At 57.6% G+C, this 26,666-nt stretch carries 22 protein-coding genes and 1 pseudogene; 10 read left to right on the top strand and 13 right to left on the bottom strand.

Annotated elements, in window-relative coordinates; genetic code table 11:
• Positions 1-30 precede the first annotated feature (30 nt).
• The 6 genes from WE862_RS14270 to WE862_RS14245 all read right to left on the bottom strand — a co-directional run bounded on the left by WE862_RS14270 (position 31) and on the right by WE862_RS14245 (position 5,125).
• Complete coding sequence (locus WE862_RS14270; protein ID WP_042031028.1) at positions 31-639, bottom strand: thiol:disulfide interchange protein DsbA/DsbL; 609 nt, start codon at positions 637-639, stop codon at positions 31-33.
• Between the two features lie 529 nt (positions 640-1,168).
• Positions 1,169-1,525 carry a 50S ribosomal protein L20 gene (gene rplT / locus WE862_RS14265; RefSeq protein ID WP_005300683.1) on the bottom strand — a complete coding sequence of 119 codons (357 nt, stop codon included), beginning with the start codon at positions 1,523-1,525 and terminating at the stop codon, positions 1,169-1,171.
• Between the two features lie 15 nt (positions 1,526-1,540).
• Positions 1,541-1,738, bottom strand: a complete 198-nt coding sequence (rpmI, locus tag WE862_RS14260; RefSeq protein ID WP_005300673.1) for a 50S ribosomal protein L35 — start codon at positions 1,736-1,738, stop codon at positions 1,541-1,543.
• Positions 1,739-1,824: 86 nt separating this feature from the next.
• Complete coding sequence (infC, locus tag WE862_RS14255; RefSeq protein ID WP_156852818.1) at positions 1,825-2,355, bottom strand: translation initiation factor IF-3; 531 nt, start codon at positions 2,353-2,355, stop codon at positions 1,825-1,827.
• Between the two features lie 21 nt (positions 2,356-2,376).
• Positions 2,377-4,305: a threonine--tRNA ligase gene (gene thrS, locus WE862_RS14250; protein WP_339058637.1), complete on the bottom strand. Its 1,929-nt coding sequence runs from the start codon at positions 4,303-4,305 to the stop codon at positions 2,377-2,379.
• 232 nt (positions 4,306-4,537) lie between these two features.
• Positions 4,538-5,125 (bottom strand): tetratricopeptide repeat protein, encoded by a 588-nt coding sequence (locus tag WE862_RS14245; RefSeq protein ID WP_042031030.1) that lies wholly within the window; start codon positions 5,123-5,125, stop codon positions 4,538-4,540.
• Between the two features lie 174 nt (positions 5,126-5,299).
• Here WE862_RS14245 and WE862_RS14240 point away from each other — a divergent pair, with 174 nt between their 5' ends.
• Positions 5,300-6,355: a PA0069 family radical SAM protein gene (locus WE862_RS14240; RefSeq protein WP_042031031.1), complete on the top strand. Its 1,056-nt coding sequence runs from the start codon at positions 5,300-5,302 to the stop codon at positions 6,353-6,355.
• 33 nt (positions 6,356-6,388) lie between these two features.
• Here the strand turns inward: WE862_RS14240 and WE862_RS14235 are convergent, their stop codons facing one another.
• The gene (locus tag WE862_RS14235; protein WP_167335499.1) at positions 6,389-6,544 is read right to left on the bottom strand and encodes a hypothetical protein; all 156 of its coding nucleotides are present in this window, start codon (positions 6,542-6,544) and stop codon (positions 6,389-6,391) included.
• Between the two features lie 297 nt (positions 6,545-6,841).
• On the opposite strand from WE862_RS14235, the gene WE862_RS14230 reads away from it, so the two are divergent.
• Entirely contained in the window at positions 6,842-8,239 is a 1,398-nt protein-coding gene (locus tag WE862_RS14230; RefSeq protein ID WP_042031032.1) for an alpha-amylase family protein, read from the top strand.
• Between the two features lie 110 nt (positions 8,240-8,349).
• Here the strand turns inward: WE862_RS14230 and gyrA are convergent, their stop codons facing one another.
• Positions 8,350-11,097, bottom strand: a complete 2,748-nt coding sequence (gene gyrA / locus WE862_RS14225) for a DNA topoisomerase (ATP-hydrolyzing) subunit A (RefSeq protein ID WP_042031033.1) — start codon at positions 11,095-11,097, stop codon at positions 8,350-8,352.
• 188 nt (positions 11,098-11,285) lie between these two features.
• Between gyrA and ubiG the strand changes: the two genes are divergently transcribed.
• The 5 genes from ubiG (at position 11,286) to yfaE (ending at position 17,112) form a co-directional block, all read left to right on the top strand.
• The gene (ubiG, locus tag WE862_RS14220; RefSeq protein ID WP_041207838.1) at positions 11,286-12,002 is read left to right on the top strand and encodes a bifunctional 2-polyprenyl-6-hydroxyphenol methylase/3-demethylubiquinol 3-O-methyltransferase UbiG; all 717 of its coding nucleotides are present in this window, start codon (positions 11,286-11,288) and stop codon (positions 12,000-12,002) included.
• Positions 12,002-12,688: an HAD family hydrolase gene (locus WE862_RS14215; RefSeq protein ID WP_042031034.1), complete on the top strand. Its 687-nt coding sequence runs from the start codon at positions 12,002-12,004 to the stop codon at positions 12,686-12,688. The genes ubiG and WE862_RS14215 overlap by 1 nt, the downstream gene beginning before the upstream one ends.
• 625 nt (positions 12,689-13,313) lie before the next feature.
• Entirely contained in the window at positions 13,314-15,581 is a 2,268-nt protein-coding gene (gene nrdA / locus WE862_RS14210; protein ID WP_042031035.1) for a class 1a ribonucleoside-diphosphate reductase subunit alpha, read from the top strand.
• Positions 15,582-15,661: 80 nt separating this feature from the next.
• Entirely contained in the window at positions 15,662-16,795 is a 1,134-nt protein-coding gene (gene nrdB, locus WE862_RS14205) for a class Ia ribonucleoside-diphosphate reductase subunit beta (protein WP_042031036.1), read from the top strand.
• A complete protein-coding gene (gene yfaE / locus WE862_RS14200) occupies positions 16,792-17,112 on the top strand; it encodes a class I ribonucleotide reductase maintenance protein YfaE (RefSeq protein WP_042031037.1) in 321 nt (106 codons plus the stop codon). The genes nrdB and yfaE overlap by 4 nt, the downstream gene beginning before the upstream one ends.
• Before the next feature lie 144 nt (positions 17,113-17,256).
• Here yfaE and mltA read toward each other — a convergent pair.
• Positions 17,257-18,408, bottom strand: a pseudogene (gene mltA / locus WE862_RS14195) (murein transglycosylase A).
• A gap of 149 nt (positions 18,409-18,557) precedes the next feature.
• Between mltA and WE862_RS14190 the strand changes: the two are divergent.
• A complete protein-coding gene (locus tag WE862_RS14190; RefSeq protein ID WP_041207843.1) occupies positions 18,558-18,809 on the top strand; it encodes a DUF1289 domain-containing protein in 252 nt (83 codons plus the stop codon).
• 105 nt (positions 18,810-18,914) lie between these two features.
• On the opposite strand, the gene fruA is transcribed toward WE862_RS14190, so the two are convergent.
• From fruA to fruB, 3 genes are read right to left on the bottom strand one after another with little or no spacing between them, the layout of a single operon-like run.
• Complete coding sequence (fruA, locus tag WE862_RS14185; protein ID WP_042031039.1) at positions 18,915-20,651, bottom strand: PTS fructose transporter subunit IIBC; 1,737 nt, start codon at positions 20,649-20,651, stop codon at positions 18,915-18,917.
• Entirely contained in the window at positions 20,648-21,637 is a 990-nt protein-coding gene (gene pfkB / locus WE862_RS14180; RefSeq protein ID WP_042031040.1) for a 1-phosphofructokinase, read from the bottom strand. The genes fruA and pfkB overlap by 4 nt, the downstream gene beginning before the upstream one ends.
• Positions 21,637-22,752, bottom strand: coding sequence for a fused PTS fructose transporter subunit IIA/HPr protein (fruB, locus tag WE862_RS14175; RefSeq protein WP_042031041.1), 1,116 nt, complete (start codon positions 22,750-22,752; stop codon positions 21,637-21,639). The genes pfkB and fruB overlap by 1 nt, the downstream gene beginning before the upstream one ends.
• Positions 22,753-23,059: 307 nt before the next feature.
• On the opposite strand from fruB, the gene cra reads away from it, so the two are divergent.
• Both cra and WE862_RS14165 read left to right on the top strand, forming a co-directional pair.
• Entirely contained in the window at positions 23,060-24,046 is a 987-nt protein-coding gene (gene cra, locus WE862_RS14170; protein ID WP_042031043.1) for a catabolite repressor/activator, read from the top strand.
• A gap of 637 nt (positions 24,047-24,683) precedes the next feature.
• Positions 24,684-25,877, top strand: coding sequence for an aromatic amino acid transport family protein (locus WE862_RS14165; RefSeq protein WP_041207855.1), 1,194 nt, complete (start codon positions 24,684-24,686; stop codon positions 25,875-25,877).
• Between the two features lie 206 nt (positions 25,878-26,083).
• Here the strand turns inward: WE862_RS14165 and WE862_RS14160 are convergent, their stop codons facing one another.
• Positions 26,084-26,551, bottom strand: a complete 468-nt coding sequence (locus tag WE862_RS14160) for a hypothetical protein (protein WP_042031044.1) — start codon at positions 26,549-26,551, stop codon at positions 26,084-26,086.
• Positions 26,552-26,666 lie beyond the last annotated feature (115 nt).

Here is a 26,666-nt window from a genome sequence, read left to right as displayed (position 1 = left end):
ATAACTCTCGTTATATCCGAGGGAATTAAATTATGCATCCTTTGCCAAAAGATATTTTATCAATTGGGTGAACTGCTCTTGTGAGTTGATAGACTCAATCTTTATCATATACTTGCCGTTGACAATAAATGTCGGGGTACTACGAATATTATATTTTTCTGTGTTATGATCGAACTGGCTTACCATGGACGAAACTGCAAAGCTATCAACCGTGGTATCAAATGCCTCTACCTGTACGCCATTCTCTACAAAGAGCTTTTTAATATCATCACGATTTTGTGGAGCTTGGCGCTGTACCTGGATTTTATGAAAGAGTGATGGAGTTAACTTGCTTTCAACATTAAGTAGTGTTGAGGTTGCATAAGCCCGTTGCATCTCCTGGGCCATATCGCGCCCAAAAAAAGCGACCGGATTCTTCTTGATAGCTACCTCTTTGGGGAGATCATGTTGTAACTGCTCAACGATGGGTTCAAATTTCGCACATGGCGGGCAGTAGTAAGAGAAAAACTCCAATACCTCTGGTTGAGCAGTAGCTGTTTGCTTGAGGACATCATAGTTGACCCCCTCTTTGAACTCTGGAGCCGCATTAGCGCAGGGAAGCATAAAGATAGCAGCAAGGATCAAAAGAATTTTTTTCATAACACTTCCAGTTGATAGTCAGACAAAAACTCCATTATAGGGATTCCGACCTTGCTAAAAGCTGAACAAACATCATCTCTTGTACAAGAATACTATTGCATACGAGGATAATAAATTTTCAATTTAAAAATAAATATATCCCTGTTGCAATCTATATATAAAATATATTCTTACCTCAATGTTATTTTATTAAAAATTTATAGTCGCAATATAACACCGAGCTCCCGCAGAATATGGAACTTGCACACCTAGCAGTTATTAAATAATGAAAGGAATAGTTTAGATATAAACTATATATAACTAGAATCGGCACCAAAATAAACATTGGTGGACAATCGCAAAGACAGCGTAACTATAGGTTTCGGAAAACTATTGCGTTAGAAAAAACAGATGAAACTTGATTTGTAACTCTGAATTAAGAATATCAATCTTGATTTAATTTGTTAGGAAGTATATAAGTACTGAAATTAAATATTACACCAACAAAAAAGGAGGCCTGAGCCTCCTTTATTTTTATAACAGAGCTGGATTAGACCAGAGCTGCTTTAGCTTTTTCAACCAGGGCGGTGAAAGCCAGCTTGTCGTGAACGGCGATATCGGACAGGATCTTGCGATCAATCTCGATAGAAGCCTTCTTCAGACCGTTGATCAGACGGCTGTAGGACAGACCGTTCTGACGGGCAGCAGCGTTGATACGCGCAATCCACAGTTGACGGAACTGACGCTTTTTCTGGCGACGGTCACGGTAGGCATACTGACCAGCTTTGGTTACCGCTTGTACCGCTACGCGGTAAACACGGGAACGGGCGCCGTAGTAACCCTTGGCGGCTTTCATTACTTTCTTGTGACGAGCACGAGCAGTCACACCACGTTTAACTCTTGGCATTTTTCACATCCCCCCTTATGCGTACGGCAGACAAGCGACAACACGTTTGTGGTCGGCAGCGGAAACAAAGAACTTCGGTCCCAGCTGACGCTTACGCTTACTGCTCTTCTTGGTCAGGATGTGACGCAGGTGGTTGTGCTTGCACTTGAAGCGACCTGAGCCAGTCTTCTTGAAGCGCTTTGCGGCGCCCCGGTTGGTTTTCATCTTCGGCATTTCATACTCCGCATTGTGAGTGACAACAAAATCGCAAGGCGAACCGACTCATGGAGCGAGCCCCATGAGTCAATTTCTTGTGGGCCTTAAGATTTCTTCTTAGGTGCGAGAACCATCACAGCTTGACGGCCTTCGACTTTCGGGAACGATTCGACTACGGCCAACTCTTCCAGATCGTTCTTGACGCGCTCCAGAACCTTGATACCAAGTTCCTGGTGTGCCATTTCACGACCACGGAAGCGCAGGGTGACCTTAGCCTTGTCCCCGTCTTCCAGAAAGCGAACCAGGTTGCGTAGTTTTACCTGATAGTCGCCTTCGTCAGTGCCAGGACGGAATTTGATTTCCTTAACCTGGACGACTTTCTGCTTTTTCTTCTGTTCTTTGGTGGTTTTGCTCTTTTCGTAGAGGAATTTGCCGTAATCCATGATCCGGCAAACGGGCGGCTCAGCGTTCGGACTGATCTCGACCAGGTCCACTTCGGCCTCAGCGGCCAAGTTCAGTGCTTCCTGGATAGAGACGATGCCAAGTGCTTCGCCATCCAGACCAGCCAAACGAACTTCTTTCAGACGGATCTCTTCATTGATCCGGTGAGCGCGGGCTTGCGGTTGCTTGCCCAGTTTTTTTCCGCCTTTTATAGCTTATTCCTCCACTTTCTTTTGTCCGCGGGTCTGAACTTCCTGGGTCAACAGAGCAATGAACTCTTCAACAGGATAAGTGCCCAAGTCAGCCCCTTTACGAGTACGTACTGCAATCTGGCCGGCTTCAACTTCTTTATCGCCACAGACCAGCATGAAAGGTACTCGCTTCAAAGTATGCTCGCGGATTTTAAAGCCAATCTTCTCATTTCTCAAGTCCGCTTTTGCACGAAGGCCCGCATCATTCAATGCTTTGGCTACTTTCACTGCATATTCGGCCTGATTGTCGGTGATATTCATGACCACTGCCTGGGTCGGAGCCAGCCAGGCCGGGAACAGGCCTGCGTACTCTTCAGTCAGGATACCGATAAAGCGCTCGATGGAGCCCAGAATCGCACGGTGGATCATGACTGGCACGTGGCGCTCGTTGTTTTCACCTACATAGGTGGCGCCCAGACGGCCCGGCAGGGCAAAGTCGAGCTGCACGGTACCACACTGCCACGCACGATCAAGACAATCGTGCAGGGTAAATTCGATCTTCGGACCGTAGAAGGCACCTTCACCCGGTTGCAGATCGTATTTAAGACCGTTGAGCTCCAGCGCTTCCGCCAGTGCCTGCTCGGCACGATCCCACATTTCGTCGGAGCCGATACGCTGTTCCGGACGAGTGGAGAGCTTGACCACGATGTTCTCGAAGCCAAAGGTGCCGTAGACGTCATAGACCATACGAATACAGCCGGAGACCTCTTCCATGATCTGCTCTTCAGTACAGAAGATGTGCGCGTCATCCTGAGTGAAGCCGCGCACCCGCATCAGACCGTGCAGGGAACCTGACGGTTCGTTGCGGTGGCAAGAGCCAAACTCGGCCATACGCAGCGGCAGATCACGGTAGGATTTCAGACCCTGGTTGAAGATCTGGACGTGACCCGGGCAGTTCATCGGCTTGATGGCGTACTCGCGGTTCTCGGACTGGGTGGTGAACATGGCCTGGGCATATTTCTCCCAGTGACCTGAACGCTCCCACAGAACGCGGTCCATCATGAACGGACCTTTCACCTCCTGATAGTCGTACTCTTTGAGCTTGCCGCGGATGAAGGTTTCCAGCTCGCGGAAGATGGTCCAGCCATCGTTGTGCCAGAACACCATGCCCGGCGCTTCTTCCTGCATATGATACAGGTCGAGCTGCTTGCCGATCTTGCGGTGGTCGCGCTTGGCGGCCTCTTCCAGACGCTGCAGATAGGCCTTGAGCTGCTTCTTGTCAGCCCAGGCAGTACCGTAGATACGCTGCAGCATCTTGTTGTTGGAGTCGCCACGCCAGTAGGCGCCGGACATCTTCAGCAACTTGAAGTGGTGGCAGTGACGCATGTTGGGCACGTGCGGGCCACGACACATGTCGATGTACTCTTCGTGATGATAAAGACCGGGCTTGTCATCACGGGCAATGTTCTGATCCAGGATTTCGACCTTGTAGGTCTCGCCACGGGCAGCGAACACGTCTCGCGCTTCCTGCCAGGAGACCTTCTTCTTGATAACGTCGTAATCCTTGGCTACCAGCGCCAGCATGCGCTCTTCCAGGGCAGCCAGATCTTCATCGGTCAGGGTACGGTCAAGATCAACGTCATAGTAGAAGCCGTTGTCGATGACGGAGCCGATGGCCATCTTGGTCTGGGGCCAGAGTTGCTTGATAGCGTGACCCAGCAAGTGGGCGCAGGAGTGGCGCAGAATGTCCAGACCTTCTTCGTCTTTGGCAGTGATGATGGCCAGCGAGGCATCGGCTTCGATCAGCTCGCACGCATCCACCAGTTCACCGTTTACCCGACCGGCAATGCACGCCTTGGCGAGACCGGGACCGATGTCCGCAGCCACATCCATGACGGAAACAGAGTGGGCAAATTGACGTTGGCTGCCGTCAGGCAGAGTAATGATTGGCATTATATGTTTCCTTATACAGTGGTGACCCCTACCAAAGGTCACATGCGGGATGGAAAAGAGATTCAAAAAGGTGATGTTCTGGTTCTCCACAGCACTTTGCGAAGACGGCCCGCCACCCGAACGAAAGATTCAAGGTGACAAACCAAGCCAAAACGGCCCCATGCTACCAGAAGTAACCGTGGCTGTATCGGGTTTGATGAGATTTTCTACAGTTAAATGAGACGCTTGCCGACTATTCACCAAGCAGCGGCTGCCAGTTGAAGTCAAAATCGCTGGCGCCTTCCTCGGCCAGGGCCAGTTGCTGCAGCACGTGCAGCGCCAGTTTGTTGCCCTTTTGCGCCGCCTGATAGAGCCACTGCTTCCCCTGCGAGAGATCGACACGCCCGCTCGCCCCCATCAGATGGAGCACCCCGACTTTCAGCATCGCCGGCACATCGCCATTGCGGGCGGCAAGATCCATCCAGTGAAAGGCTTCGCGCAGATCACGCTTCACCCCGGCGCCACGCAAATAGGCATCCGCCAACCGGTACTGGCCAAAGGGATCGCCCGCCTGCGCCGACTGACGATAGAGCGTGATGGCCCGATTGATATCCTGCTCACTCCCCTGCCCCACTTCATGGCTCCAGCCCATCAGCGCCTGCGCCCTTGGTTGCCCTTGTTCGGCCAGCGGTGACCAGATCCGGGTTGCCTCATCAAAATGGCCGGTTCGCCAGGCACGGTTGGCCGATGCCAGCTCCTGCTCCGTGGTGAGCGGAACAAGCCGCCAGATAACCAGGGCGATCAGCGCAATGAACAGCCAGCGAGTCGTGGTTGGGCTCATATCGATTTCCGTGATCCAGTTCGCACTTTGTTTATGTAAACGAAATGTAGCCGCCGGATCAAGCCAGAGATGCCCTGTCGATGCAATTTAAAGTCGGGTAGTAAGAAAGAGACTTGTCTTTGGTGAGCGATGATCACAGAATAACTGTATACGCATACAGTAAAGATGAAATTCATGGCCGGACGAGGCAGCAACCACAATATCGACCACCGTTTCAGCGGCCCGCGGATCGAGACGGTCGACGATGGCTGGCACTCTTCCGATTGGGATGCCGCCTTCACAGCCTCTGCCCCCGGCACAGAAGTACGCGAAATAGAGGCCCGCAGCATTATCAGTTACAACAGCTCGCCGGATGTGCCCTTTGGCCGCTCCATCAACCCCTATCAGGGGTGCGAACACGGCTGCATCTACTGCTATGCAAGGCCCAGCCACGCCTATCTGGAGCTCTCCCCCGGCCTCGATTTCGAAACCAAACTGTTTGCCAAGCTCAATGCAGCCGAGTTGCTGCGCCGGGAGTTTGCCAAACCGGCGTATCAGCCACAGAGCATCGTCATCGGCGCCAATACCGACCCCTACCAGCCTGTTGAGCAGCGCTATCGTCTCACCCGTCAACTGCTGGAAGTGATGCTGGCCCATCGCCATCCAGTGGGGCTTATAACCAAAAGCGCCATGATATTGCGCGATCTCGACCTGCTGAGCGAACTCGCCAGAGAAGGGCTCTGTCAGGTGATGGTGTCGGTGACGACCTTGAACGAGACCCTGCGGCGACAACTGGAGCCCCGAGCAAGCACGGGCGCCGGGCGCTTGAAAGTGGTCGAGAAGCTGGCCAGCGCCGGGGTACGGGTTGGTGTGCTGGCAGCCCCGATGATCCCGCGGCTCAATGAACCCGAGCTGGAGCAGATCATCAAATCGGCGGCCAACGCTGGCGCCTGTTGCGCCGATTATATCCTGCTGCGCTTGCCTCACGAGCTGGCCCCGCTGTTCAGTGACTGGCTGGATGAGCACTATCCCGGCCAGAAGGAGGCAATTCTGAACCAGCTGCGGGCCAGCCGCGGTGGCGGGCTCAACAGTGCAGCCTTTGGCACGCGGATGCGTGGTGAGGGACACTTTGCCGACCTGTTGTCCCAGCGCTTTCGCCTGATCAGCAAGCGGCTGGGTCTTGGCAAGCGCCATGTTCAATTAAGAGAGGATCTCTTTATCCGCCCGGGCGAGCAGCTGACACTCTTCTAAAAAGCCAAGGGCTGCGATGTAACATGCAAGCCTTCAGGATGCGCGCTCATCCCTGCCCTGCTCCAACAGTTCTGCCGGGAGTCGTGACGGCTCATGGGCCACTTCCAGCGACTCTTCACCACGGGTTGGCAACTCTGCTTCACCCCATACCCGACTCCACCAGATCTCCCAGGTTATCCAACTGGTCATATGCAGCTCCTGTGCGGTCAATGTGAACCACGCTGAGTGTGATGTCAGGATGCATCACTCGCCGGACAAGATAACGCGCTGTGATGACAAGCCAGTGACAAACAAATTACTAAAAAACGTCACCTCGGCAGCATAGCAACCAGAACCATTGAAATCTGAAACTGCTCACAACTTCAGCGAACTCACCTTGAAATCCATCACAAATCCACCGGAATGCGATTGCGATTGACCCTGGTTGTGCCAAAGCTGCTCTGCCCATTTCAGGCATAGTGACAACAACAAGAAAGGGAAATAACAATGAAACACACAGCGGGAATGCTGGCGATCGCAGGTACGCTGATCGCCCCCTTGGCGCACGCCGATGTCATACTGCACGCCTTCAACTGGAAGTACAGTGAAGTGACTGCCAAAGCTGATCTCATCAAGAGTGCCGGCTATAAACAGGTGCTCATCTCACCGCCACTGAAGTCTTCGGGCAACGAGTGGTGGGCCCGTTACCAACCCCAGGATCTGCGCCTTGTCGACTCCCCCCTTGGCAACAAGCAGGATCTCGAGCAGCTGATCGCCGCCATGAAGGCGCGGGGCATCGCCGTCTACGCCGATGTGGTGCTCAACCACATGGCCAACGAAAGCTGGAAGCGCAGCGATCTCAACTATCCCGGCAACGAGCTGCTGCAGAGCTACGCCAGCAACCCCGGCTACTTCGAGCGGCAGAAACTGTTTGGCGATCTGGGGCAAAACTTCCTCTCCGGTCAGGATTTTCATCCGGAAGGGTGCATCACCGACTGGAACAATCCGGGCCATGTCCAGTACTGGCGGCTGTGCGGCGGACCCGGTGACAAGGGCTTGCCGGATCTTGACCCCAACAACTGGGTGGTGAGCCAACAGCAGGCCTACCTGCAGGCACTCAAGGGGATGGGGATCAAAGGCTTTCGGGTCGATGCGGTCAAGCACATGAGTGATTACCAGATCAACGCCATCTTCACTCCCGAAATCAAACAGGGGATGCACGTCTTTGGCGAGGTGATCACCACGGGGGGCGCCGGCAACAGCGACTATGAAAACTTCCTCAAGCCCTACCTCGACAGTAGCGGTCAGGGCGCCTACGACTTCCCGCTCTTTGCTTCCCTGCGCGGCGCCTTCAGTTACGGTGGCAGCATGAACCTGCTGGCCGATCCGAGTGCTTATGGTCAGGCACTGCCTGGCAGCCGTGCGGTCACCTTCGCGGTCACCCACGACATCCCCACCAATGACGGCTTCCGCTACCAGATCCTGAACCAGACAGACGAGTCGCTGGCCTATGCCTACCTGCTCGGGCGCGATGGTGGCTCGCCACTGGTCTACTCCGATCATGGCGAAACCCGAGACAAGGATGGCTTGCGCTGGCAGGACTACTACCTGCGCGCCGATCTCAAGGGGATGATCCGCTTCCACAATGCGGTTCAGGGCCAACCGATGCAGCTGATCGGCAGCGACAACTGTTTCGTACTGTTCAAACGCGGCAAACAGGGGCTGGTTGGTATCAACAAATGCGGGCAGGAGCAGGAGTACTGGCTCGATACCGCCAAGTACGAGATGAACTGGTATCGCAACTACCGGGATGTGCTCGATCAGAATGCGGTGGTCAAGGTGCAGAGCCAGTGGGTACGGCTGGCGATCCCTGCTCGCAGCGCCAGAATGTGGCTGCAGGAGTAATGATGATGCCCCGGCATCTCGGGCCAAAGTGAAGAAAACATCCAAACGAAGAAAATAAAAGAGCGACCGCAAGGTCGCTCTTTTTATCTGCTGCAGCAAGGGGGGAACGATTACTCGTCGCCCGCCTCGCCATCAACGGAACCGGCGGCGTCTGCTGCGGAATCAGTGCCTTCGGACACCTCACCCTCAGCAACCACTGCATCGTTCTCGTCTTCATCGCTTTCGGCGATGCGCTGCAAACCGACGACGGTTTCGTCTTCACCGGTACGGATCAGACGCACACCACCGGTGTTGCGACCGATAATGCTCACCTCGGCCACACGGGTACGCACCAGAGTGCCGCCGTTGGTGATCAGCATGATCTGATCGGTCTCTTCAACCTGGATGGCATCGATGACCTTGCCGTTGCGATCGTCCACCTTGATGGAGATAACGCCCTGGGTACCACGGCTCTTGGTCGGGTACTCATCGAGTGCGGTACGCTTGCCGTAACCGTTCTCGGTAGCGGTGAGGATGGCACCTTCGCCGCGCGGAACGATAAGGGAAACCACCTTGTCGCCAGCAGCCAGCTTGATACCACGGACACCGGCGGCGGTACGGCCCATCGGACGCACGCCCTTGAAGGTACCCTTGCTTTCAGTGCCTTCGCCGTTATCGCTGCCATCATCGTCGTTGCCGGCATCGTCGTCGGTTTCGACCTCATCGCTGGCATCCGCATCGGCGCGACCGCTGCCCTCATTGAAGCGAACAACCTTGCCCGCATCGGAGAAGAGCATGATCTCGTTGCTGCCGTCGGTGATATCCACCCCGATCAGCTCATCACCCTCTTTGAGGTTGATGGCACGGATACCGGAGGAGAGCGGACGGCTGAAGTCGGAGAGGCTGGTCTTCTTCACGGTACCGTTGGCGGTCGCGAAGAAGACGTACTTCTCGGCATCATACTCCTTGACCGGCAGAATGGCGGTGATGCGCTCACCCTCTTCCAGCGGCAGCAGGTTGATGATGGGACGACCACGGGCGCCACGGGACGCTTCCGGCAGCTGATAAACCTTGAGCCAGTAGACCTTGCCGCGGGTAGAGAAGCACAGAATGGTGTCGTGGGTGTTGGCCACCAGCAGACGCTCAACGAAGTCCTCTTCCTTGATCCGGGTCGCGGACTTGCCTTTGCCGCCACGGCGCTGAGCTTCGTAATCGGAGAGCGGCTGATACTTCACGTAACCCTGGTGGGACAGAGTCACCACCACGTCTTCCGGAGTGATCAGGTCTTCGATGTTGATCTCGGCACTGGACATGCTGATTTCGGTACGACGCTCGTCGCCATACTGGTCGCGCACGGCCAGCAGCTCATCGCGGATCACTTCCATCAGACGAACCGGGCTCGCCAGGATGTGCAGCAGCTCGGCGATGAGATCCAGCAGCTCCTGATACTCTTCCAGGATCTTTTCGTGCTCAAGGCCGGTCAGCTTGTGCAGACGCAGGTCAAGGATGGCCTGTGCCTGCTGCTCGGTCAGGTAGTAGTAACCGTCGCGAATGCCAAACTCGGGCTCCAGCCACTCGGGGCGCGCCGCATCGTCACCGGCTTTTTCCAGCATGGCAGCGACGTTGCCGAGCTCCCAGCCCTTGGCAACCAGGCCCGCTTTCGCGTCAGCCGGGGTGGCACTGTGACGGATCAGTTCGATAACCGGGTCGATGTTGGCCAGCGCAACCGCCAGACCTTCAAGGATGTGCGCCCGATCCCGCGCCTTGCGCAGTTCGAACACGGTCCGGCGGGTCACCACTTCGCGGCGGTGCAGCAGGAACGCATCCAGGATCTCTTTAAGGTTCATCACCTTGGGTTGGTTGTTATCGAGCGCCACCATGTTGATGCCGAACGTGGTCTGCATCTGGGTGTGCTTGTAGAGATTGTTCAGCACAATCTCGCCGGACTCGCCACGCTTGATCTCGATAACGATGCGCATACCGTCCTTGTCGGACTCGTCGCGCAGGGCACTGATGCCCTCGATCTTTTTGTCTTTGACCAGCTCGGCGATCTTCTCGATCAGACGCGCCTTGTTCACCTGATAGGGAATTTCGTGAACGATGATGGTCTCGCGACTGGTCTTCTCGTCCACTTCCACTTCAGCCTTGGCCCGCACATAGATGGAGCCACGACCGGTACGGTACGCCTGCACGATACCGGAACGACCGTTGATAATGCCACCAGTGGGGAAATCCGGGCCGGTGATGTAGGTCATCAGCTCGTCAATGGTGAGGTCGCCGTTTTCGATCAGCGCCAGGCAGCCGTTGACAATCTCGGTGAGGTTGTGAGGCGGAATGTTGGTCGCCATGCCCACCGCAATACCGGAGGAGCCGTTGACCAGCAGATTGGGAACCTTGGTGGGCATGACAGCCGGGATCATCTCGGTGCCGTCATAGTTCGGCACCCAGTCCACGGTCTCTTTGTCCAGATCGGCCAGCAGCTCGTGGGAGATGCGTGCCATCCGCACTTCGGTGTAACGCATGGCCGCGGCGCTGTCGCCATCGACCGAACCGAAGTTGCCCTGACCATCGACCAGCATGTAGCGCATGGAGAAATCCTGCGCCATCCGGACGATGGTGTCATACACAGCGCTATCGCCGTGCGGGTGATATTTACCGATTACGTCACCGACCACACGGGCCGATTTTTTATAGGGCTTGTTCCAGTCGTTCCCCAGCTCGTTCATTGCATACAGAACGCGGCGGTGAACCGGTTTCAAGCCATCACGCACATCCGGCAGAGCTCGTCCTACGATCACGCTCATGGCGTAATCAAGATAGGAACTCTTGAGCTCTTCTTCGATGTTGACCGGCGTGATCTCTCTGGCCAGATCGCTCATAGAAAGCCTTAATCCCTAATTAGTTGTTCTTTGGCTTAAACAGCGCGACATGGTAACACACCAAGGCGGATTCCTTAAGCCACAAATCGGGCTGGTTTGACAAAGTCCGTCCGTTATAATGCCCGCCAGGACAATAGATTGCGCGCGAGTCACCCGCTCTGCGCGCCCTGCCACAGGATCTTCGATAAATGAACAGTGACGCCAATGTCGACCTGACCGAAATCGCCAAATTTGAAGCCATCGCCTCTCGCTGGTGGGACATGGAGGGCGAGTTCAAGCCCCTGCACCAGATCAATCCGGTGCGCCTTGACTGGATAACCAACAAGAGCGGCGGCCTGTTTGGCAAGCGCGTGCTCGACATCGGCTGCGGCGGCGGCATCCTCGCCGAGAGCATGGCGCGCCGCGGGGCACAGGTGACCGGTATCGACATGGGTAAGGAGCCCCTTGGCGTCGCCCGCCTGCACGCCCTGGAGCAGGGGGTCGAGCTCGAGTACCGCCAGATCACTGCCGAAGCACACGCTGAAGAAGCACCTGGCCAGTATGACGTGGTCACCTGCATGGAGATGCTCGAGCACGTACCTGATCCTGCCTCGGTACTGCGCGCCATCGCGACCCTGGTACGCCCGGGTGGCCGGGTGTTCGTCTCCACCATCAATCGCAATCCCAAATCCTATCTGATGATGATACTCGGCGCCGAGTACCTGATGAAGATGGTGCCCAAGGGGACTCACGACCATAAAAAGTTCATCATGCCCGCCGAACTGTGTCGCATGGGTGAAGCCGCAGGCCTGTTGGTGCGCGACATGAGCGGCGTCCACTATGCGCCACTCTCCAACAGCTTCCGGCTCGGTCGCAACGTCGACGTCAACTATATGGTGGAGTTCATCCGCCCGGAGCACGGCTGATGAGTACCTCACACCCGCAGCCCCTTGGCTGCGTGCTGTTCGATCTGGACGGCACCCTGCTCGACACGGCGCCGGATCTGGGCGCCGCCGTCAATCACGTGCTGATAAGCGAAGGCTTTGCGCCGCTTTCTGACGAGATCATCCGCCAGACCACCTCCCACGGCGCCCTCGGGCTGCTCAGGGCGGGGCTCGGCGATGATCTGCTGGAAGAGCTGGGTGCCACCCGCCTGCGCAATGCCCTGCTCGACTACTACGCAGCCAATCTCTGCGTTGGCACCCGCCCCTATGAGGGGATGGTGGATCTAATCGAGTGGCTCGACGAGAAGCAGCTGCCCTGGGGCATCGTCACCAACAAGCCGGCCTTTCTCACCGAGCCGCTGCTGGCGGCGCTGCCAGCGCTCGCCAGCTGCGGCGTCACCGTCAGCGCCGATACCCTGCCGGTTCGCAAGCCCGACCCTGCCCCCATGTATTTTGCCTGCGAGAAGCTGGGGGTCGAAGCGAGCCACTGCCTCTATGTGGGGGATCATGTGCGCGACATCGAAGCGGGCCGCAACGCCGGCATGCGCACTGCGGTTGCTGGCTGGGGCTATCTCAACGATAACGAGAATCCCGCAGAGTGGGGCGCCGACCTGCACTTTGATACCGTGCAGGCGCTGCATCACTGGCTGCGCTACGAGCTGGGCTGAAGCTGCCAGTCGTAACGTCGCAAGATTGGGGCATCAGGGGTTGATGCCCTTTTTTACGACCCTCTCCTGTCCCCGACAGCTAACGAGAAGAGAGCGTAGGTGGATCACCAAGGCAACTTTAACCGTCGTAAAGAGTCCATATGACAACCTTGCTCCCGTTTCACTGAGGCAACTGTCAGCAAGCAGACCGAGAAAGTGCGCTTCACATTTTGCAGTGACAACCGAGCGCTGGACAGCTTTTGTCCCTTGTTGGGCAAGGGATAATCAGCAGGCGTTTGCTAGTAAAAAGGCCCCCTTTTCGCAAGCAAAAAAAGTTATTTAAATTTTCCATCTTCGATCGTGAGGCTTGCATTTGACGAAGCGGACGAATGAAAACCCGCTCACTGTGAGCAACCACTAACAGAGACAACAACACCCACAATTTATCCACAGCAAGCCAGTTATCCACACATTGCAATGCGCAGTCGACCTCACTATCTTGTAGCTCGATATCAAAATAACACTATATCTTGTGATTCATCGCACAATAGTTACCCAACAACTGCACCGGCCCGTCCTCCTGTGACCGCCAGCAGCCGGGTGGCGTGCGATGGTTTTTCGGGAATCAACTAAAGGTCATCAGCCAATGAACTTGTTTGTGACGAAGCGTAACGGACACAAAGAACCCATCGATCTGGATAAAATTCACCGCGTGCTGGACTGGGCCGCCGAGGGTCTCGACAACGTGTCGGTCTCCCAGGTAGAGCTCAAGTCCCACATCCAGTTCTATGACGGTATCCGTACCGCCGACATTCACGAAACCATCATCAAGGCAACGGCTGACCTCATCTCCGAGCAGACCCCGGACTACCAGTACATGGCTGCCCGTCTGGCCATCTTCCACCTGCGCAAGAAGGCCTACGGCCAGTTCGAACCGCCCCACCTCTACCAGCACGTGGCTCGTCTGGTCGACATGGGCAAGTACGACAAACACCTGCTGGAAGATTACACCCAGGCCGAATTCGAAGAGCTGAACGCGCACATGGATCACTGGCGCGACATGAACTTCTCCTACGCGGCGGTCAAGCAGCTGGAAGGCAAGTATCTGGTACAAAACCGCGTCACCGGCGAGATCTACGAGAGCCCGCAGTTCCTCTACATCCTGGTAGCGGCCTGCCTCTTCTCCAAGTATCCGAAAGATACCCGTCTGGACTACATCAAGCGCTTCTATGATGCGATCTCGACCTTCAAGATCTCCCTGCCGACCCCGATCATGAGCGGCGTGCGCACCCCAACCCGTCAGTTCAGCTCCTGCGTACTGATCGAGTGCGACGACAGCCTGGACTCCATCAACGCCACCGCCAGCTCCATCGTGCGTTACGTCTCCCAGCGCGCCGGTATCGGCATCAACGCTGGTCGCATCCGCGGTCTGGGCAGCCCGATCCGTGGCGGCGAAGCGTTCCACACCGGTTGCATCCCCTTCTACAAATACTTCCAGACTGCCGTGAAGTGCTGCTCTCAGGGCGGCGTGCGCGGCGGTGCGGCCACCCTGTTCTATCCGCTGTGGCACACCGAAGTGGAAAGCCTGCTGGTACTGAAGAACAACCGCGGCGTCGAAGAGAACCGTGTCCGTCACATGGACTACGGCGTGCAGATCAACAAGCTGATGTATCAGCGCCTCATCAAGGGCGGTGACATCACCCTGTTCTCCCCGTCCGATGCGCCGGGCCTGTACGATGCCTTCTTTGCCGATCAGGACAAGTTTGAAGAGCTCTACGTCAAGTACGAGCAGGATCCGGCCATTCGCAAGAAGACCCTCAAGGCAGTCGATCTCTTCTCCCTGATGATGCAGGAGCGTGCCGGTACCGGTCGCATCTACATCCAGAACGTCGATCACTGCAACACCCACAGCCCGTTTGATCCGAGCGTGGCGCCGGTACGCCAGTCCAACCTCTGCCTCGAGATTGCGCTGCCGACCAAGCCGCTCAACAACATCGACGACGAGAACGGCGAGATCGCCCTGTGCACCCTCTCCGCCTTCAACCTGGGTGCCATCGACAAGCTGGAAGATCTGGAAGAGATGGCCGATCTGGCCGTGCGTGCCCTCGATGCCCTGCTCGACTATCAGGACTACCCGATTGCCGCCGCCAAGCGTGGCAGCATGGGTCGTCGCACTCTGGGGATCGGCGTCATCAACTACGCCTACTACCTGGCCAAGAACGGTGCCCGTTACTCTGATGGCTCCGGTCTGGCGCTGACTCACCGCACCTTCGAGGCGATCCAGTACTATCTGCTGAAAGCCTCCGTGCAGCTGGCCCGCGAATTCGGCCCCTGCCCGCTGTTTGGCGAGACCACCTATGCCCAGGGCATTCTGCCGATCGACACCTACAAGAAGGATCTGGATGCGCTGTGCAACGAGCAGCTGCATCTGGATTGGGAAAGCCTGCGCGAAGAGATCAAATCCGTGGGTTTGCGCAACTCCACCCTGACCGCCCTGATGCCGAGCGAGACCTCCAGCCAGATCTCCAACGCCACCAACGGTATCGAGCCGCCGCGTGGTCTGGTGTCGGTCAAGGCCTCCAAGGACGGCATTCTCAAACAGGTGGTGCCCGAGTATGATCGCCTGAAAGATCAATACGAACTGCTCTGGAAGCAACCGAGCGTCGACGGCTACCTGCAGCTGGTCGGTATCATGCAGAAGTTTGTGGATCAGGCGATCTCCGCCAACACCAACTACGACCCGGCCCGTTTCGAAGGCAACAAGGTGCCGATGAAGCAGCTGCTGAAGGACTTGCTGACCGCCTACAAATACGGCCTCAAGACCCTCTACTATCACAACACCCGTGATGGTGCGGACGATGCCCAGACCGATCTGCAAGATGACGGTTGCGCTGGCGGGGCTTGCAAAATCTAAGTCACGGCAAGATCTGATAACCGGGCGGGAGCGACAAGCTCCCGCTCTCCTGTTTTCTCCATACAGACATTCTGGTAACCATGGCCTATTCAACTTTCTGCCAAACCCAAAACGACCAGCTCAAAGAGCCGATGTTTTTTGGCCAATCGGTCAACGTAGCCCGTTATGACCAGCAAAAGCACGAAGTGTTCGAGCGGCTGATCGAAAAACAACTCTCCTTCTTCTGGCGCCCGGAAGAGGTGGATGTCTCCCGTGATCGCATCGACTATCAGGCCCTGCCGCCCCACGAGCAGCACATCTTCATCTCCAACCTGAAGTACCAGACTCTGCTGGACTCCATTCAGGGTCGCAGCCCCAACGTGGCGCTGCTGCCGCTGGTCTCCATTCCGGAGCTGGAAACCTGGATCGAGACCTGGGCGTTCTCCGAGACCATCCACTCTCGCTCCTACACCCATATCATCCGCAACATCGTCAACACCCCCGCCCAGGTGTTCGACGACATCGTGACCAACGAGCAGATCCTCAAGCGCGCCGGCTCCATCAGCCACTTCTACGACGACCTGATCGAAGCGACCGCCCTCTACAACCTGCACGGTGAAGGAACCCACACCGTTGCTGGCCGCGAGGTAACCATCACCTTGCGTGAGCTGAAGAAGAAGCTCTATCTCTGCCTGATGAGCGTCAACGCGCTGGAAGCGATCCGCTTCTACGTCAGCTTCGCCTGCTCCTTTGCCTTCGCCGAGCGCGAGCTGATGGAGGGCAACGCCAAGATCATCAAGATGATCGCCCGCGATGAGGCACTCCACCTGACCGGTACCCAGCACATGCTGAACCTGATGCGCAGCGGTCAGGACGACCCCGAGATGGCCGAGATCGCCGCCGAGTGCGAACAGGCCTGCTTCGAGCTGTTCAAAGAAGCCGCCATTCAGGAGAAAGAGTGGGCCGAGTACCTGTTCCAGGGCGGCTCCATGATCGGCCTGAACAAGGACATCCTCTGCCAGTACGTGGAGTACATCACCAACCTGCGGATGGCCGCCGTCGGTCTGCAACCAGCCTTTGCCGGCACCAAGCAGAACCCGATCCCCTGGATCAACACCTGGCTCTCCTCCGACAACGTGCAGGTCGCCCCGCAAGAGGTAGAGGTAAGCTCCTATCTGGTGGGTCAGATCGACAGCGAAGTGAATGCTGAAGACCTGGGTGATTTCGAGCTGTGAGTGACGCCTTCCGCACGCTGACCCCTGCCCCGCACTCGCCTGCCGAACAGCAGGCGGTTCAGGCACCACGGGTACATACCCGGGATGGCGTGCTGCACGCTCATCCCGGCGAAAGCGTGCTGGAAACCCTGGAACGCCACGGCCATCGGGTCGAGTTCCAGTGCCGCAGCGGCTATTGCGGTGCCTGCCGCACCCCGCTCATCGCGGGCAAGGTGCACTATCCCAATGTGCCGCTCGCCTTTGTCTCCCAAGGGGAGTGTCTCCCCTGCTGCTGCAAGCCGGTCGGCGCCATCAAGCTGGATATTCAGAAACGCTGATCCCGTTTGCCGCACCTCGTGCACGCAGCCAAAGAGACCAAAACAAAAAGCCGCCGGATTGCTCCGGCGGCTTTTTTAGATCCATCTCGATGCCTAATCGATACCTAAGTGGGCTGCTGGCTGCTCAACCTGCCAGCACTGACATTACAACCAGGGCGCGGCAGTCGGCCCGTGGTGCAGACCCAGCTTCCAGACCCGGCCGAAGTGCTTGTAGTGACCCGCTGCGACACCGGCCTTCTCGCCCATGCCGTGATAAAGGTCGAGGTGGCCCTTCTTCACCGCGCCGCCCACATCCAGCGCAATCAACAGCCGCAGCTGGTGTTTGCCGGTTCAGTTGCCCTCTTTGTCGAGCAACGGCACTTCGGCGAGGATCGGGGTGCCCATCGGCAGCAGGGTCTTGTCGGCAGCAACGGCCGCCATCGGCAGTAACGGAATACCGGCCGCACCGATCACATCGTTGGTCGGGCGGCGCTCGAAGAAGACATAAGAGGGATTCTGCTCCACCAGCTCCTTGACGCTCTCCTCCGGCTGGCGGCTCGCCCAATCCTTAATGGCCTTCATCGACATCTGCTCCTTGGGCACTTCGCCGCGGTCGATCAGCACCCGGCCGATACTCACGTAACCGTGACCATTCTTGCCGCTGTAACCCAGATATTGCAGCCGATCCTCATCGCCATAGTGCACAAAGCCGGACCCCTGCACATCCATCAGGAAGTTGTCGATAAGGGATTTGCTGTAACCCAGCTCCAGCCCGCGGTTGGCCAGCGCCCCCTGATGGATCTGGGCCCGGGTCGGACAACGGCTGCCACAGTTGGGCATGGCATAGATAGGATATTTGTACTTGGCATCGGGGCGACGACGCACCTCCAGCACCGGCGAGTAGTAGCCGGTGAAGAGCACGTTACCCATCCGATCCGCCCCGCCCAGTTGGGCCAGGCTGATGCCGTACCGGGTGATGTCGGCAGGGTTGCCGCCGTTGGCCACCCAGCGGGAGAGCTTGTGATAGAGCTCGCCATAACGGCGGTTCATCTTGCCGGAGCGCTCCAGCACCAACCGGCTCTGCGGGCCAAACTTGCTGTAATCGGCTCGCGCACGGCTATTGACCCGCTCAACCCTGACCAGCTCCCCCGGCAAGGTGCCGTCCAGATACTGCTTGCCCAGATTTACCGGCACCTCGCAGTTCAGGAAACATCTGTTGTCGGTCTGTTTTTTGGGCACCTGAGCTTGTTCAGAGTTGCCTGCACAACCGGCCAGACCCAGCACCACGGCGGTCAGCCAGTACGCGTGTTTATTCATATGTCCTCATATAACGCCAATAGCCATGCTCGGCGGGGAAGATGCCAAATTTGCAGGGGGAAAGCAAACGACATCAATCACTTGAAGAGGGATTTCGCCAAAGGTGACAGCTGGGTTATAACAAGGTGACAGGATGTGCGAGGTGATGGATGGAACAGCTCGAGATCTTCCCGCTGCAGAGTCCCTGCATCGGGGTCTGCGAAGTGAACAACAAGGGCTACTGCAAAGGGTGTTTGCGCAGCCGCGAAGAGCGTTTCAACTGGCTCGCCATGACCCCCGCCCAGCAGCAGGATGTAATGCGTCTGTGCCGTGCCCGCAAGGCGCGGGTTGAAGCCGCCCGCCGCAAAGCACAGGAAGGAGCTCAACCCGAGCAGCCAGAACAATCTGGCTGGGATTTTTAACCTCTGCCTACCAGTAATCCTCCTCATAGCTCATCAATTCCCCAGCAAAACAAAAAGCGGCCCGCAGGCCGCTCTTGGTTATGACGTGTTGCCGGGTGGCAAGGCTTATGCCGTGGCCAGTTTGGCCTGCTCTTCGCCGCGCTTGAGCATGGCGTAGGAGACACCGGTCAGCAGCGAGCCTGCCGCAATCGCCACGATATACATCATGACATTGCTGATGGCGTGCGGGATGAACAGCACGAACAGACCGCCGTGGGGGGCCATCAGTTCGCAGCCGAACAGCATGGAGAGCGCACCGGTCAGGGCGCCGCCGACCATGCAGGCCGGGATGACCCGCATCGGATCCTTGGCGGCAAACGGAATGGCCCCCTCGGAGATAAAGCACAGACCCAGCACGAAGGAGGCTTTGCCCGCTTCCTGCTCCGCCTTGATGAACTTGGTGCGGGCCAGGAAGGTGGCGATCCCCATCCCCAGCGCCGGCACCATACCGGCGGCCATTACCGCAGCCATCGGGGCGTAGGTTTTGGAGGCCAGCAGGCCAACACCGAAGGCATAGGCCGCCTTGTTGACCGGGCCGCCCATGTCGAAGCACATCATGGCGCCGATGATGACACCAAGCAGCACGGCGTTGGCAGAGCCCATGTTGTTGAGGAAGGTGGTCATGGCATTCATGATGCCGGCGACCGGGCCACCGACGACGTAGATCATCACCAGACCGGTAAAGAGGCTGGCAAACAGCGGAATGATAAGGATCGGCTTGAGTGCTTCCAGGGTCACCGGCAGGCGCACCTTGTCACTCAGGTACTTGGCGCTGTAACCGGCCAGGAAACCGGCCACGATGCCGCCAAGGAAACCGGCGCCCAGCGAGCTTGCCAGCATACCGCCGATCATGCCGGGGGCGAGACCCGGGCGGTCAGCGATGGAGTAGGCAATGTAACCGGCCAGCACCGGGATCATCAGGGCAAAGGCGGAGCCACCACCGATCTTCATCAGAGCGGCGGCCAGAGTGCCTTCCACCTTGAACGCTTCGATACCGAACACAAACGAGAGCGCGATGATAAGACCGCCCGCCACCACCATCGGCAGCATGAAGGAGACGCCGGTCAGCAGGTGCTTGTAGGGGCCTGCTTTTTCCTCTTTCTTGGGTTGGCTGACGCCGCTGTGGCGATAGGTTTTCGCCTCGTTCCACGCCTTGTCGAGCTCGGCACGGGTTTTCTTGAGCGCCGCGCCTGTACTGGTGCGATAGACCGGCTTGCCGTCGAAACGGGCCATGTCCACCTCGATATCGGTGGCGAGGAACACCAGATCGGCGGATGCAATCTCCTCGGCGGTCAGGGCGTTCTGGGCACCGACCGAGCCTTGAGTCTCGACTCGGATCTGATAACCCAGCTGTTTGGCCATGGTCTCCAGCGCTTCTGCCGACATAAAGGTGTGGGCCACCCCGGTCGGGCAGGCAGTCACCGCCACGATGCGCTTGCCAGCGGCGGCCGGTTTGGCGGCAGCATTGGCAACGGCGGAGGCGGCTTGATGGCGATAGACACTGGCGCCGCTGGTGGCTGCCTCCAGCAAGGCGGCCGGATCCTGCAGGGCGAGATCCATACTCCCCTGATAGACCCGCTTGCCATCATAGGCAGCGAGATCCACCGGAGCGCTGGCGACGACCAGCACCAGGTCGGCCACAGCAATCTGCTCTTTTGAGGGGATCTGGCGCGGTTGCACGCTGGAGCCGACGTCGAGGGTGAGTTCCCAGCCAGCCAGTTTGGCCTGCTGTTCTATCCGTTTTGCAGCGAGAAAGCTGGTGGCAATGCCCGCCGGGCAAGCCGTAACCAAGATTGCTTTCATTGGGCATCTCCTGAGTTTTCCATTGAGGGGGTATGGCATTGAACCGGTGCCAGCGCATCCAGACGCTCTACGCGCACCTGTTCAAGCAAGGGGTTGAGCACATTGATATCGTCAAAGCCGACTGCGACCTGACTGACCGCCAAGGCCGAGACGGCGGTGGCCAGCCGCAGGGTCTGCTCCGGCGTCCAACCAAGGCTGAGACCATGGGCGAGACCAGCCACCAGCGAATCGCCAGCACCCACGGTGCTGACCACCTGCATCCGCGGCGGAATAGCCTGCCAGACGGCATCCGGGGCAAACCAGATGAGGCCATCGGCACCGTTGGAGATCACCACATGGGCGATACCCTGAGCCTGTAACTCGCGGGCGCAAGCGGCCTGCTCGCTCAGGGTCTTGATGGGACGACCGGCCCACTGGCTCAGCTCCTCCAGATTGGGTTTGACCAGGGTCGGCGCCGCCTTGATCCCTTCGCTTAACGCCGCGCCGCTGCAATCGAAGATCACCTGCTTGCCCTTGGCCTTGAGCAGACGGATCAGATGGGCGCAGTAATCGGGGGCCACCCCTTTGGGCAGGCTGCCCGCCAGCACGAACCACTCAGCATGCGCAGCCAATTGGTCGATGGCCAGTTCCAGCGCGCTCACCTCCCCGTGCTGGATGGTGAGCCCCGGCAGGTTGAGATCGGTGACCCGACCGGATTGCTCGGAGATCTTGACGTTGATGCGGGTGCTGCCCGCGACACGGACAAAGTGATCATCCAGCGCCCGCTCTGCAAACAGGGAGACAAAGCTCTGTTCATTGTCAGCGCCCAGCCAGCCGGTCACGCCTACCTCGCGGCCCAAATCCTTGAGCACCATGGCGACGTTGATCCCCTTGCCCGCCGCACGCAGGTTGGCCTCGCTCACCAGATTGACCTCGCCAAGGCTCATCGCCTCGAGACGGGTGGTGAGATCCAGGGCGGGGTTGAGGGTAATGGTGACAATCTTCATCAATGCGCCCCCTCGCCCAGACCAGCGGCGATCGCCTCACCGATCCCCTTGAGAGCCGCTTCGGCATCTGCCCCTTCGGCGCGAAATACCAGCCGGTGCCCGCACTTGACCCCAAGGCCGATCACCTTCATCAGGCTCTTGGCGGAGACTGCCTCGCCGCTGCCATCCAGATTGGCAACCCGGATGTCGGATGCAAACTCTTTGGCCACCTTGACCAGCATGGCACCGGGACGAGCGTGCAGGCCGTGGGGGTTGATGATGGTGAAGGTTTCGGAAAGACCGCTCGCAGGCCCCGCCTGCAACATAGCCAGCCCCTCGCTGCCCGCCAGCGTCGCCAGCTGACCGGCGGCCGCCAGTTTGGCCAGATTCTCCAGTTGCGGCAGATGGCCGCTATCTGCGGCGCACAGCAGTAGCATGGCGCTGACCGGCAGCTCCCCTGCGCGAAGTTCGCTGCTCGGGGTGGCCAACACCCAGCCAGTCTGGGCCGATGCTGTTTGCTGAACATGGGCACGGGCCAGCCAGATGCCCTCGCCCAGATAGGCAGGGTCGCTAGCCAGCAGTGCGCTTACCATGGCGGCATCGCCCCAACCGGCGGATTTGGCGCGGGCAGCGGCGCCCAGCAGCAGCTGGTCGCGATCATCGGCCGGGAAGTCAGCCAGGGTCAGGTATTGCACCTCTTTGGCGGCAGTGGCGCCGGTCAGGATATTGATGATGGTGTCGGCATCGGTGGCCTCTTTGAGCTGGGCAGCCGCCTGCTCGTCACCCAGCACATGGGTGAGCTGGCGCAAAATGCCCAGATGCTCGTCTGACTTGGCGGCGATACCGATGGCGACATAGGCAATCTGCCCCTCGTCCCACTCGATGCCGTTGGGGAACTGGGCCACCATGACGCCGGTGCTCTTCACCAGATGACGGGTGTCGGTGGTACCGTGAGGAATGGCGATGCCGCTGCCAAGGTAGGTGGCATGCTGCGCTTCACGGGCCAGCATGCCATCGACATAGCCCGCCTCCACCAGACCGGCCTCGGTCAGTTTTCCTGCCAACAGGGTAATCGCCTCGGCCTTGGTCGCCACCGACTGCCCCAGCAAGATCTGCTCTCGCACCAACTTCAACATAGCCACTCTCCATCAGGTCCCGGCATCGCCGGGTCAACACAATTGAACATTCGGTTTGCCTGCCAGCTGACGATAGTCGGGATACCTCGAAATGTGATCCTGACCGGGTTTTACCACCCTGCTCTGCATCTCTGCGAAGCGGCGCTGCTGACAAGCTGAATCGTTTCACTTACACTCAGACTGAATCGTTTCAGCGAATTGATCAAGTACCCACAAAGAGCGGTTTTCAATGATATGATCCCGCGCACACTTTTCGGTGCCCTTACCAGGCAGTGCCCGTGGGCCTAGCAACTCAAACAGAGCCAATATGATGAAACTGGATGAAATCGCCGCCCTCGCCGGTGTCTCGCGCACCACGGCCAGCTATGTGATCAACGGCAAGGCCGACCAATACCGCATCAGTCAGGCCACCCGCGACAAGGTGATGGCCGTCGTCACCGCCCACAACTACCAGCCGGACAGCCGCGCCGCCTCCCTGCGCGGCGGCCAGACCAAAACCCTCGGCTTTATCCTGCCCGACCTTGAGAACGCCAGTTACGCCAAGCTGGCCAAACGGCTGGAACAGGGGGCGCGGGCGCATGGCTATCAGCTGCTGATCGTCTGCTCGGAGGATGAGCCCGCCACCGAAAAAGAGCTGGCCCAGATGCTGGTGAGCCGCCATGTGGATGCCCTGCTGGTGGCCAGCTGCCTGCCGCCGGATGATCCCTTCTATGGCAACCAGCAGGCGCAAGGGGTGCAGATCCTCGCCATCGACCGGAGCATGGCGGCCGATCGTTTCGTCACCGTCGCCAGTGAAAATGAGAAGGCGAGCCATGACCTCACCGCCTCCCTGCTCACCCCAGCCATTCGCCATATCGCCTTGATCACTGCACTGCCGGCACTCACGATCAGTAAGGAGCGAAAAGCAGGCTTCGAGCAGGCCATCGCCAGCCACAGTGCGACCTGCCACCTCTGTGAAGGGGCCCACTTCTCGCGCACCGAGGGGTATAGCCTGATCAAACATCTGCACCAGCAGCTGGGCCAGCTGCCCGAGGCGCTGATCACCACCTCCTACATCCTGATGGAGGGGGTACTGGACTACCTGCTGGAACAAGAGACCGATATGAGCCAGCTTGCCATGGCCACCTTCGGCGACGATCGGCTGCTCGACTTCCTCCCCTTTGGCATCAACTCCCTGCCCCAGCAGCACGACGCGCTGGCGAGCCAAGCGCTGGAGCTGGCACTCAAGGCGGTCAATGGCGACTACCAGAGCGGGCTGCACTATGTAAGCCGCACCCTCAAGCGCCGTCGCTAAGCCGCCTGCGGCAACCGCTCACAACCGCACTGGCTGCCGGTACAAACTGCCTGCATGAGCAGCCAGAATTGACAGCCTGTGCGGCTTTTCTTCTCAACGCCCACCTTTGCACTCGCCATTTTGACCAGCGGAAGATCGGCCAACCGGCCGACAGGGCTTCCCCCCTGCTCAGGGCCCGTTTATCGCCCCATCGGCTCGCTATAAATTGAATTTATGGCTTTTGGCCATATGACCCTATTTTTACTTATGCCGAACCATCCGGGCCGCTAGCGCCCCCTTTGTGCCCTCTGCCGCCCCTTCCAAGCGCCTGTAGCAACCCCCTCCGATCCCGAGGGCCGGTTCAACCGGATTGGCATCGCGCCCTCAAGGCGCACATTTTTTCGGCGCATAGCGCTGGGTGTCACTTTTTATTTCCACTTAAAAGCCTTCCACAGCACAAGATCCGCTTTTTAGGGGTTGTCTCCGCTATTTCGATCCGTTAACGTGGCAACCATCTTTTACAACCGACAGGTTTCAGGTACAGATGTTTCCACGCCGATATTGCTAGCCTCCGGCTTTTCCCCCGGAGGCGCCTCCCGACACAGCCAACTGGCTCTCTCTTGTTTGCAACATCTCCGCTCACTTTCGGATGGATAACATGAACACCAAGACTCTGGGTTGTACCCTGTTGATTGCCGGCACCACCATAGGCGCCGGTATGCTGGCCCTGCCGCTGGCCTCCTCGTCCCTCGGCGGCCCCGCCACCCTGCTGCTGATGATTGGCCTGTGGGCCCTGATGGCCTTTACCGCCATGCTGCAGGTGGAGGCCAGCCTCAATACTGGCAAGTGGTACCTGCACCAACTGGCGGATCACCTGCTCGGCCCCTGGGGCAAGCGCATCGCCTCCTTCTGCATCCTGATGTTGTTCTACGCCCTCGCCTCCGCCTACATCAGCGGTGGCAGCAGCCTGCTGGCACAGGCGCTGGCCGATGCCGGCATCACCCTGAGCCAGGAGCAGGCCGCCTGGGCCTTTACCCTGTTGTTTGGCGGCATGGTCTGTGTCGGCACCCGCTCGGTGGATTACCTCAACCGGCTGATGTTCACCGTCAAGCTGGTGATCATGGTGGGCGTGCTGGCGCTGCTGCTGCCGCGCGCCCAGGGCGAACACCTGCTCGCCATGCCGCTCGGGGAAGGGCTGCTGCTGGCAGGCCTGCCGGTCATCTTCACCTCGTTCGGCTTTCACGGTTCGATCCCGAGCGTGATGCTCTACCTCGGCGATTGCCCCAAGCAACTGCGCCGGGTCTTTGTCTGGGGCTCCGCCCTGCCGCTGATCCTCTACGTACTGTGGCAGGTGGCCATTCTGGGACTGCTCGGTCAATCCTCCCTGCTGGCCAATGGCGGCGCGCTCGACAGCCTGCTCGCCAGCGTCGGCAAGCTGGTGAGCTGGCCCGCCTTCAATCAGGCCATGCACCTGTTCGCCGATCTGGCGCTCGCCACCTCCTTCCTCGGGGTGACGCTGGGGCTGTTCGACTTTATGGCCAAGGTGACCCGCCGCAAGGACAACTGGCAGGGCCGCAGCCAGACCGGCCTTATCACCTTTGTACCGCCGCTGCTGTTTGCCCTCTACTTCCCGCAGGGCTTTATCATGGCCCTCGGCTACGCCGCCATTGCGCTGGCCATCCTCGCGGTACTGCTGCCGGTGGCGCTGGTGTGGCAGAGCCGCAAACAGGCCCCCGCCCACCACTACCGCGCCCCGGGTGGCGTGGTGGCGCTGGGAGTGGCCGGCGCCATGGGTGTGCTGATTGTCGGCGTCCAGATCAGCGTCAGCATGGGACTGCTGCCCGCGCTGTAATCCCCGATATTGAGTACCCCAAATAGCAAAACCCCGCCAATCTGATTGGCGGGGTTTTATTTAGTTCAAAGTTTTAGATTAGGCAGTGCTACACAAACTTAATTTATAATAAATCATCAATAAGCAGGACTATTCGAAAATAAATCCATACAGCTCCATACATGTAAACTAAACCTATATATGAATTATCTCAGCCCCATTAAAAATCAAGTCATTGGGAAAATGCTATTTTCCATCTTGATATTTGAAAGCGATGAAATAAACTCATCATATAACCTCCCTATGTTTATAACATGACTTTCAAGCTCATGAATTTCAATATAATGTTCATCATTAACACTTGAGGTTATCGCTTCTACAGAATCTCCCCCTTGAAAAATCAAAAGCATTAGAGGACTATGTGCTATTGTATTCCTCACTTCAAGCAACTTCCTGATAGCCTTTAAATTTTCAATTAATACTATTTTATTTGAGTCAGAGCAATCTTGCGCGTTAACAAGATTAATCAACAAATCAATTCGCTTTGACAAATTGTCCTTTTTTACATGGTTATAAATGACATCTGTCGTCCATTGCTTTATACATTTTTGAACTGCCATTTCTATAGAACCAAAGGTTAAAAATAGCTCTCCGATTAAAGGGGCCCATTTTTCATTGTTTACCAAGCTAACCATATTTACTCCTCCCAACTAATTTCAGCACATTGATTGCACATGAACAAATTAAATTAAAAAAATATAATTAAGCGCTACATGCACATTATTAGTCAATATGTCTTATATTTACCAA

The organism is Aeromonas jandaei, from assembly GCF_037890695.1.
Lineage (GTDB): Bacteria > Pseudomonadota > Gammaproteobacteria > Enterobacterales > Aeromonadaceae > Aeromonas > Aeromonas jandaei.
The sequence above is the reverse complement of the archived record's forward strand: the minus strand, read 5'-3'. Positions and strand labels throughout refer to the sequence as shown.

Coding starts and splice junctions, on each gene's coding strand:
- WE862_RS14270 (WP_042031028.1), bottom strand. CDS start 639: ATGAAAAAAATTCTTTTGATCCTTGCTGCTATCTTTATGCTTCCCTGC.
- rplT (WP_005300683.1), bottom strand. CDS start 1,525: ATGCCAAGAGTTAAACGTGGTGTGACTGCTCGTGCTCGTCACAAGAAA.
- rpmI (WP_005300673.1), bottom strand. CDS start 1,738: ATGCCGAAGATGAAAACCAACCGGGGCGCCGCAAAGCGCTTCAAGAAG.
- thrS (WP_339058637.1), bottom strand. CDS start 4,305: ATGCCAATCATTACTCTGCCTGACGGCAGCCAACGTCAATTTGCCCAC.
- WE862_RS14245 (WP_042031030.1), bottom strand. CDS start 5,125: ATGAGCCCAACCACGACTCGCTGGCTGTTCATTGCGCTGATCGCCCTG.
- WE862_RS14240 (WP_042031031.1), top strand. CDS start 5,300: ATGGCCGGACGAGGCAGCAACCACAATATCGACCACCGTTTCAGCGGC.
- WE862_RS14235 (WP_167335499.1), bottom strand. CDS start 6,544: ATGACCAGTTGGATAACCTGGGAGATCTGGTGGAGTCGGGTATGGGGT.
- WE862_RS14230 (WP_042031032.1), top strand. CDS start 6,842: ATGAAACACACAGCGGGAATGCTGGCGATCGCAGGTACGCTGATCGCC.
- gyrA (WP_042031033.1), bottom strand. CDS start 11,097: ATGAGCGATCTGGCCAGAGAGATCACGCCGGTCAACATCGAAGAAGAG.
- ubiG (WP_041207838.1), top strand. CDS start 11,286: ATGAACAGTGACGCCAATGTCGACCTGACCGAAATCGCCAAATTTGAA.
- WE862_RS14215 (WP_042031034.1), top strand. CDS start 12,002: ATGAGTACCTCACACCCGCAGCCCCTTGGCTGCGTGCTGTTCGATCTG.
- nrdA (WP_042031035.1), top strand. CDS start 13,314: ATGAACTTGTTTGTGACGAAGCGTAACGGACACAAAGAACCCATCGAT.
- nrdB (WP_042031036.1), top strand. CDS start 15,662: ATGGCCTATTCAACTTTCTGCCAAACCCAAAACGACCAGCTCAAAGAG.
- WE862_RS14190 (WP_041207843.1), top strand. CDS start 18,558: ATGGAACAGCTCGAGATCTTCCCGCTGCAGAGTCCCTGCATCGGGGTC.
- fruA (WP_042031039.1), bottom strand. CDS start 20,651: ATGAAAGCAATCTTGGTTACGGCTTGCCCGGCGGGCATTGCCACCAGC.
- pfkB (WP_042031040.1), bottom strand. CDS start 21,637: ATGAAGATTGTCACCATTACCCTCAACCCCGCCCTGGATCTCACCACC.
- fruB (WP_042031041.1), bottom strand. CDS start 22,752: ATGTTGAAGTTGGTGCGAGAGCAGATCTTGCTGGGGCAGTCGGTGGCG.
- cra (WP_042031043.1), top strand. CDS start 23,060: ATGATGAAACTGGATGAAATCGCCGCCCTCGCCGGTGTCTCGCGCACC.
- WE862_RS14165 (WP_041207855.1), top strand. CDS start 24,684: ATGAACACCAAGACTCTGGGTTGTACCCTGTTGATTGCCGGCACCACC.
- WE862_RS14160 (WP_042031044.1), bottom strand. CDS start 26,551: ATGGTTAGCTTGGTAAACAATGAAAAATGGGCCCCTTTAATCGGAGAG.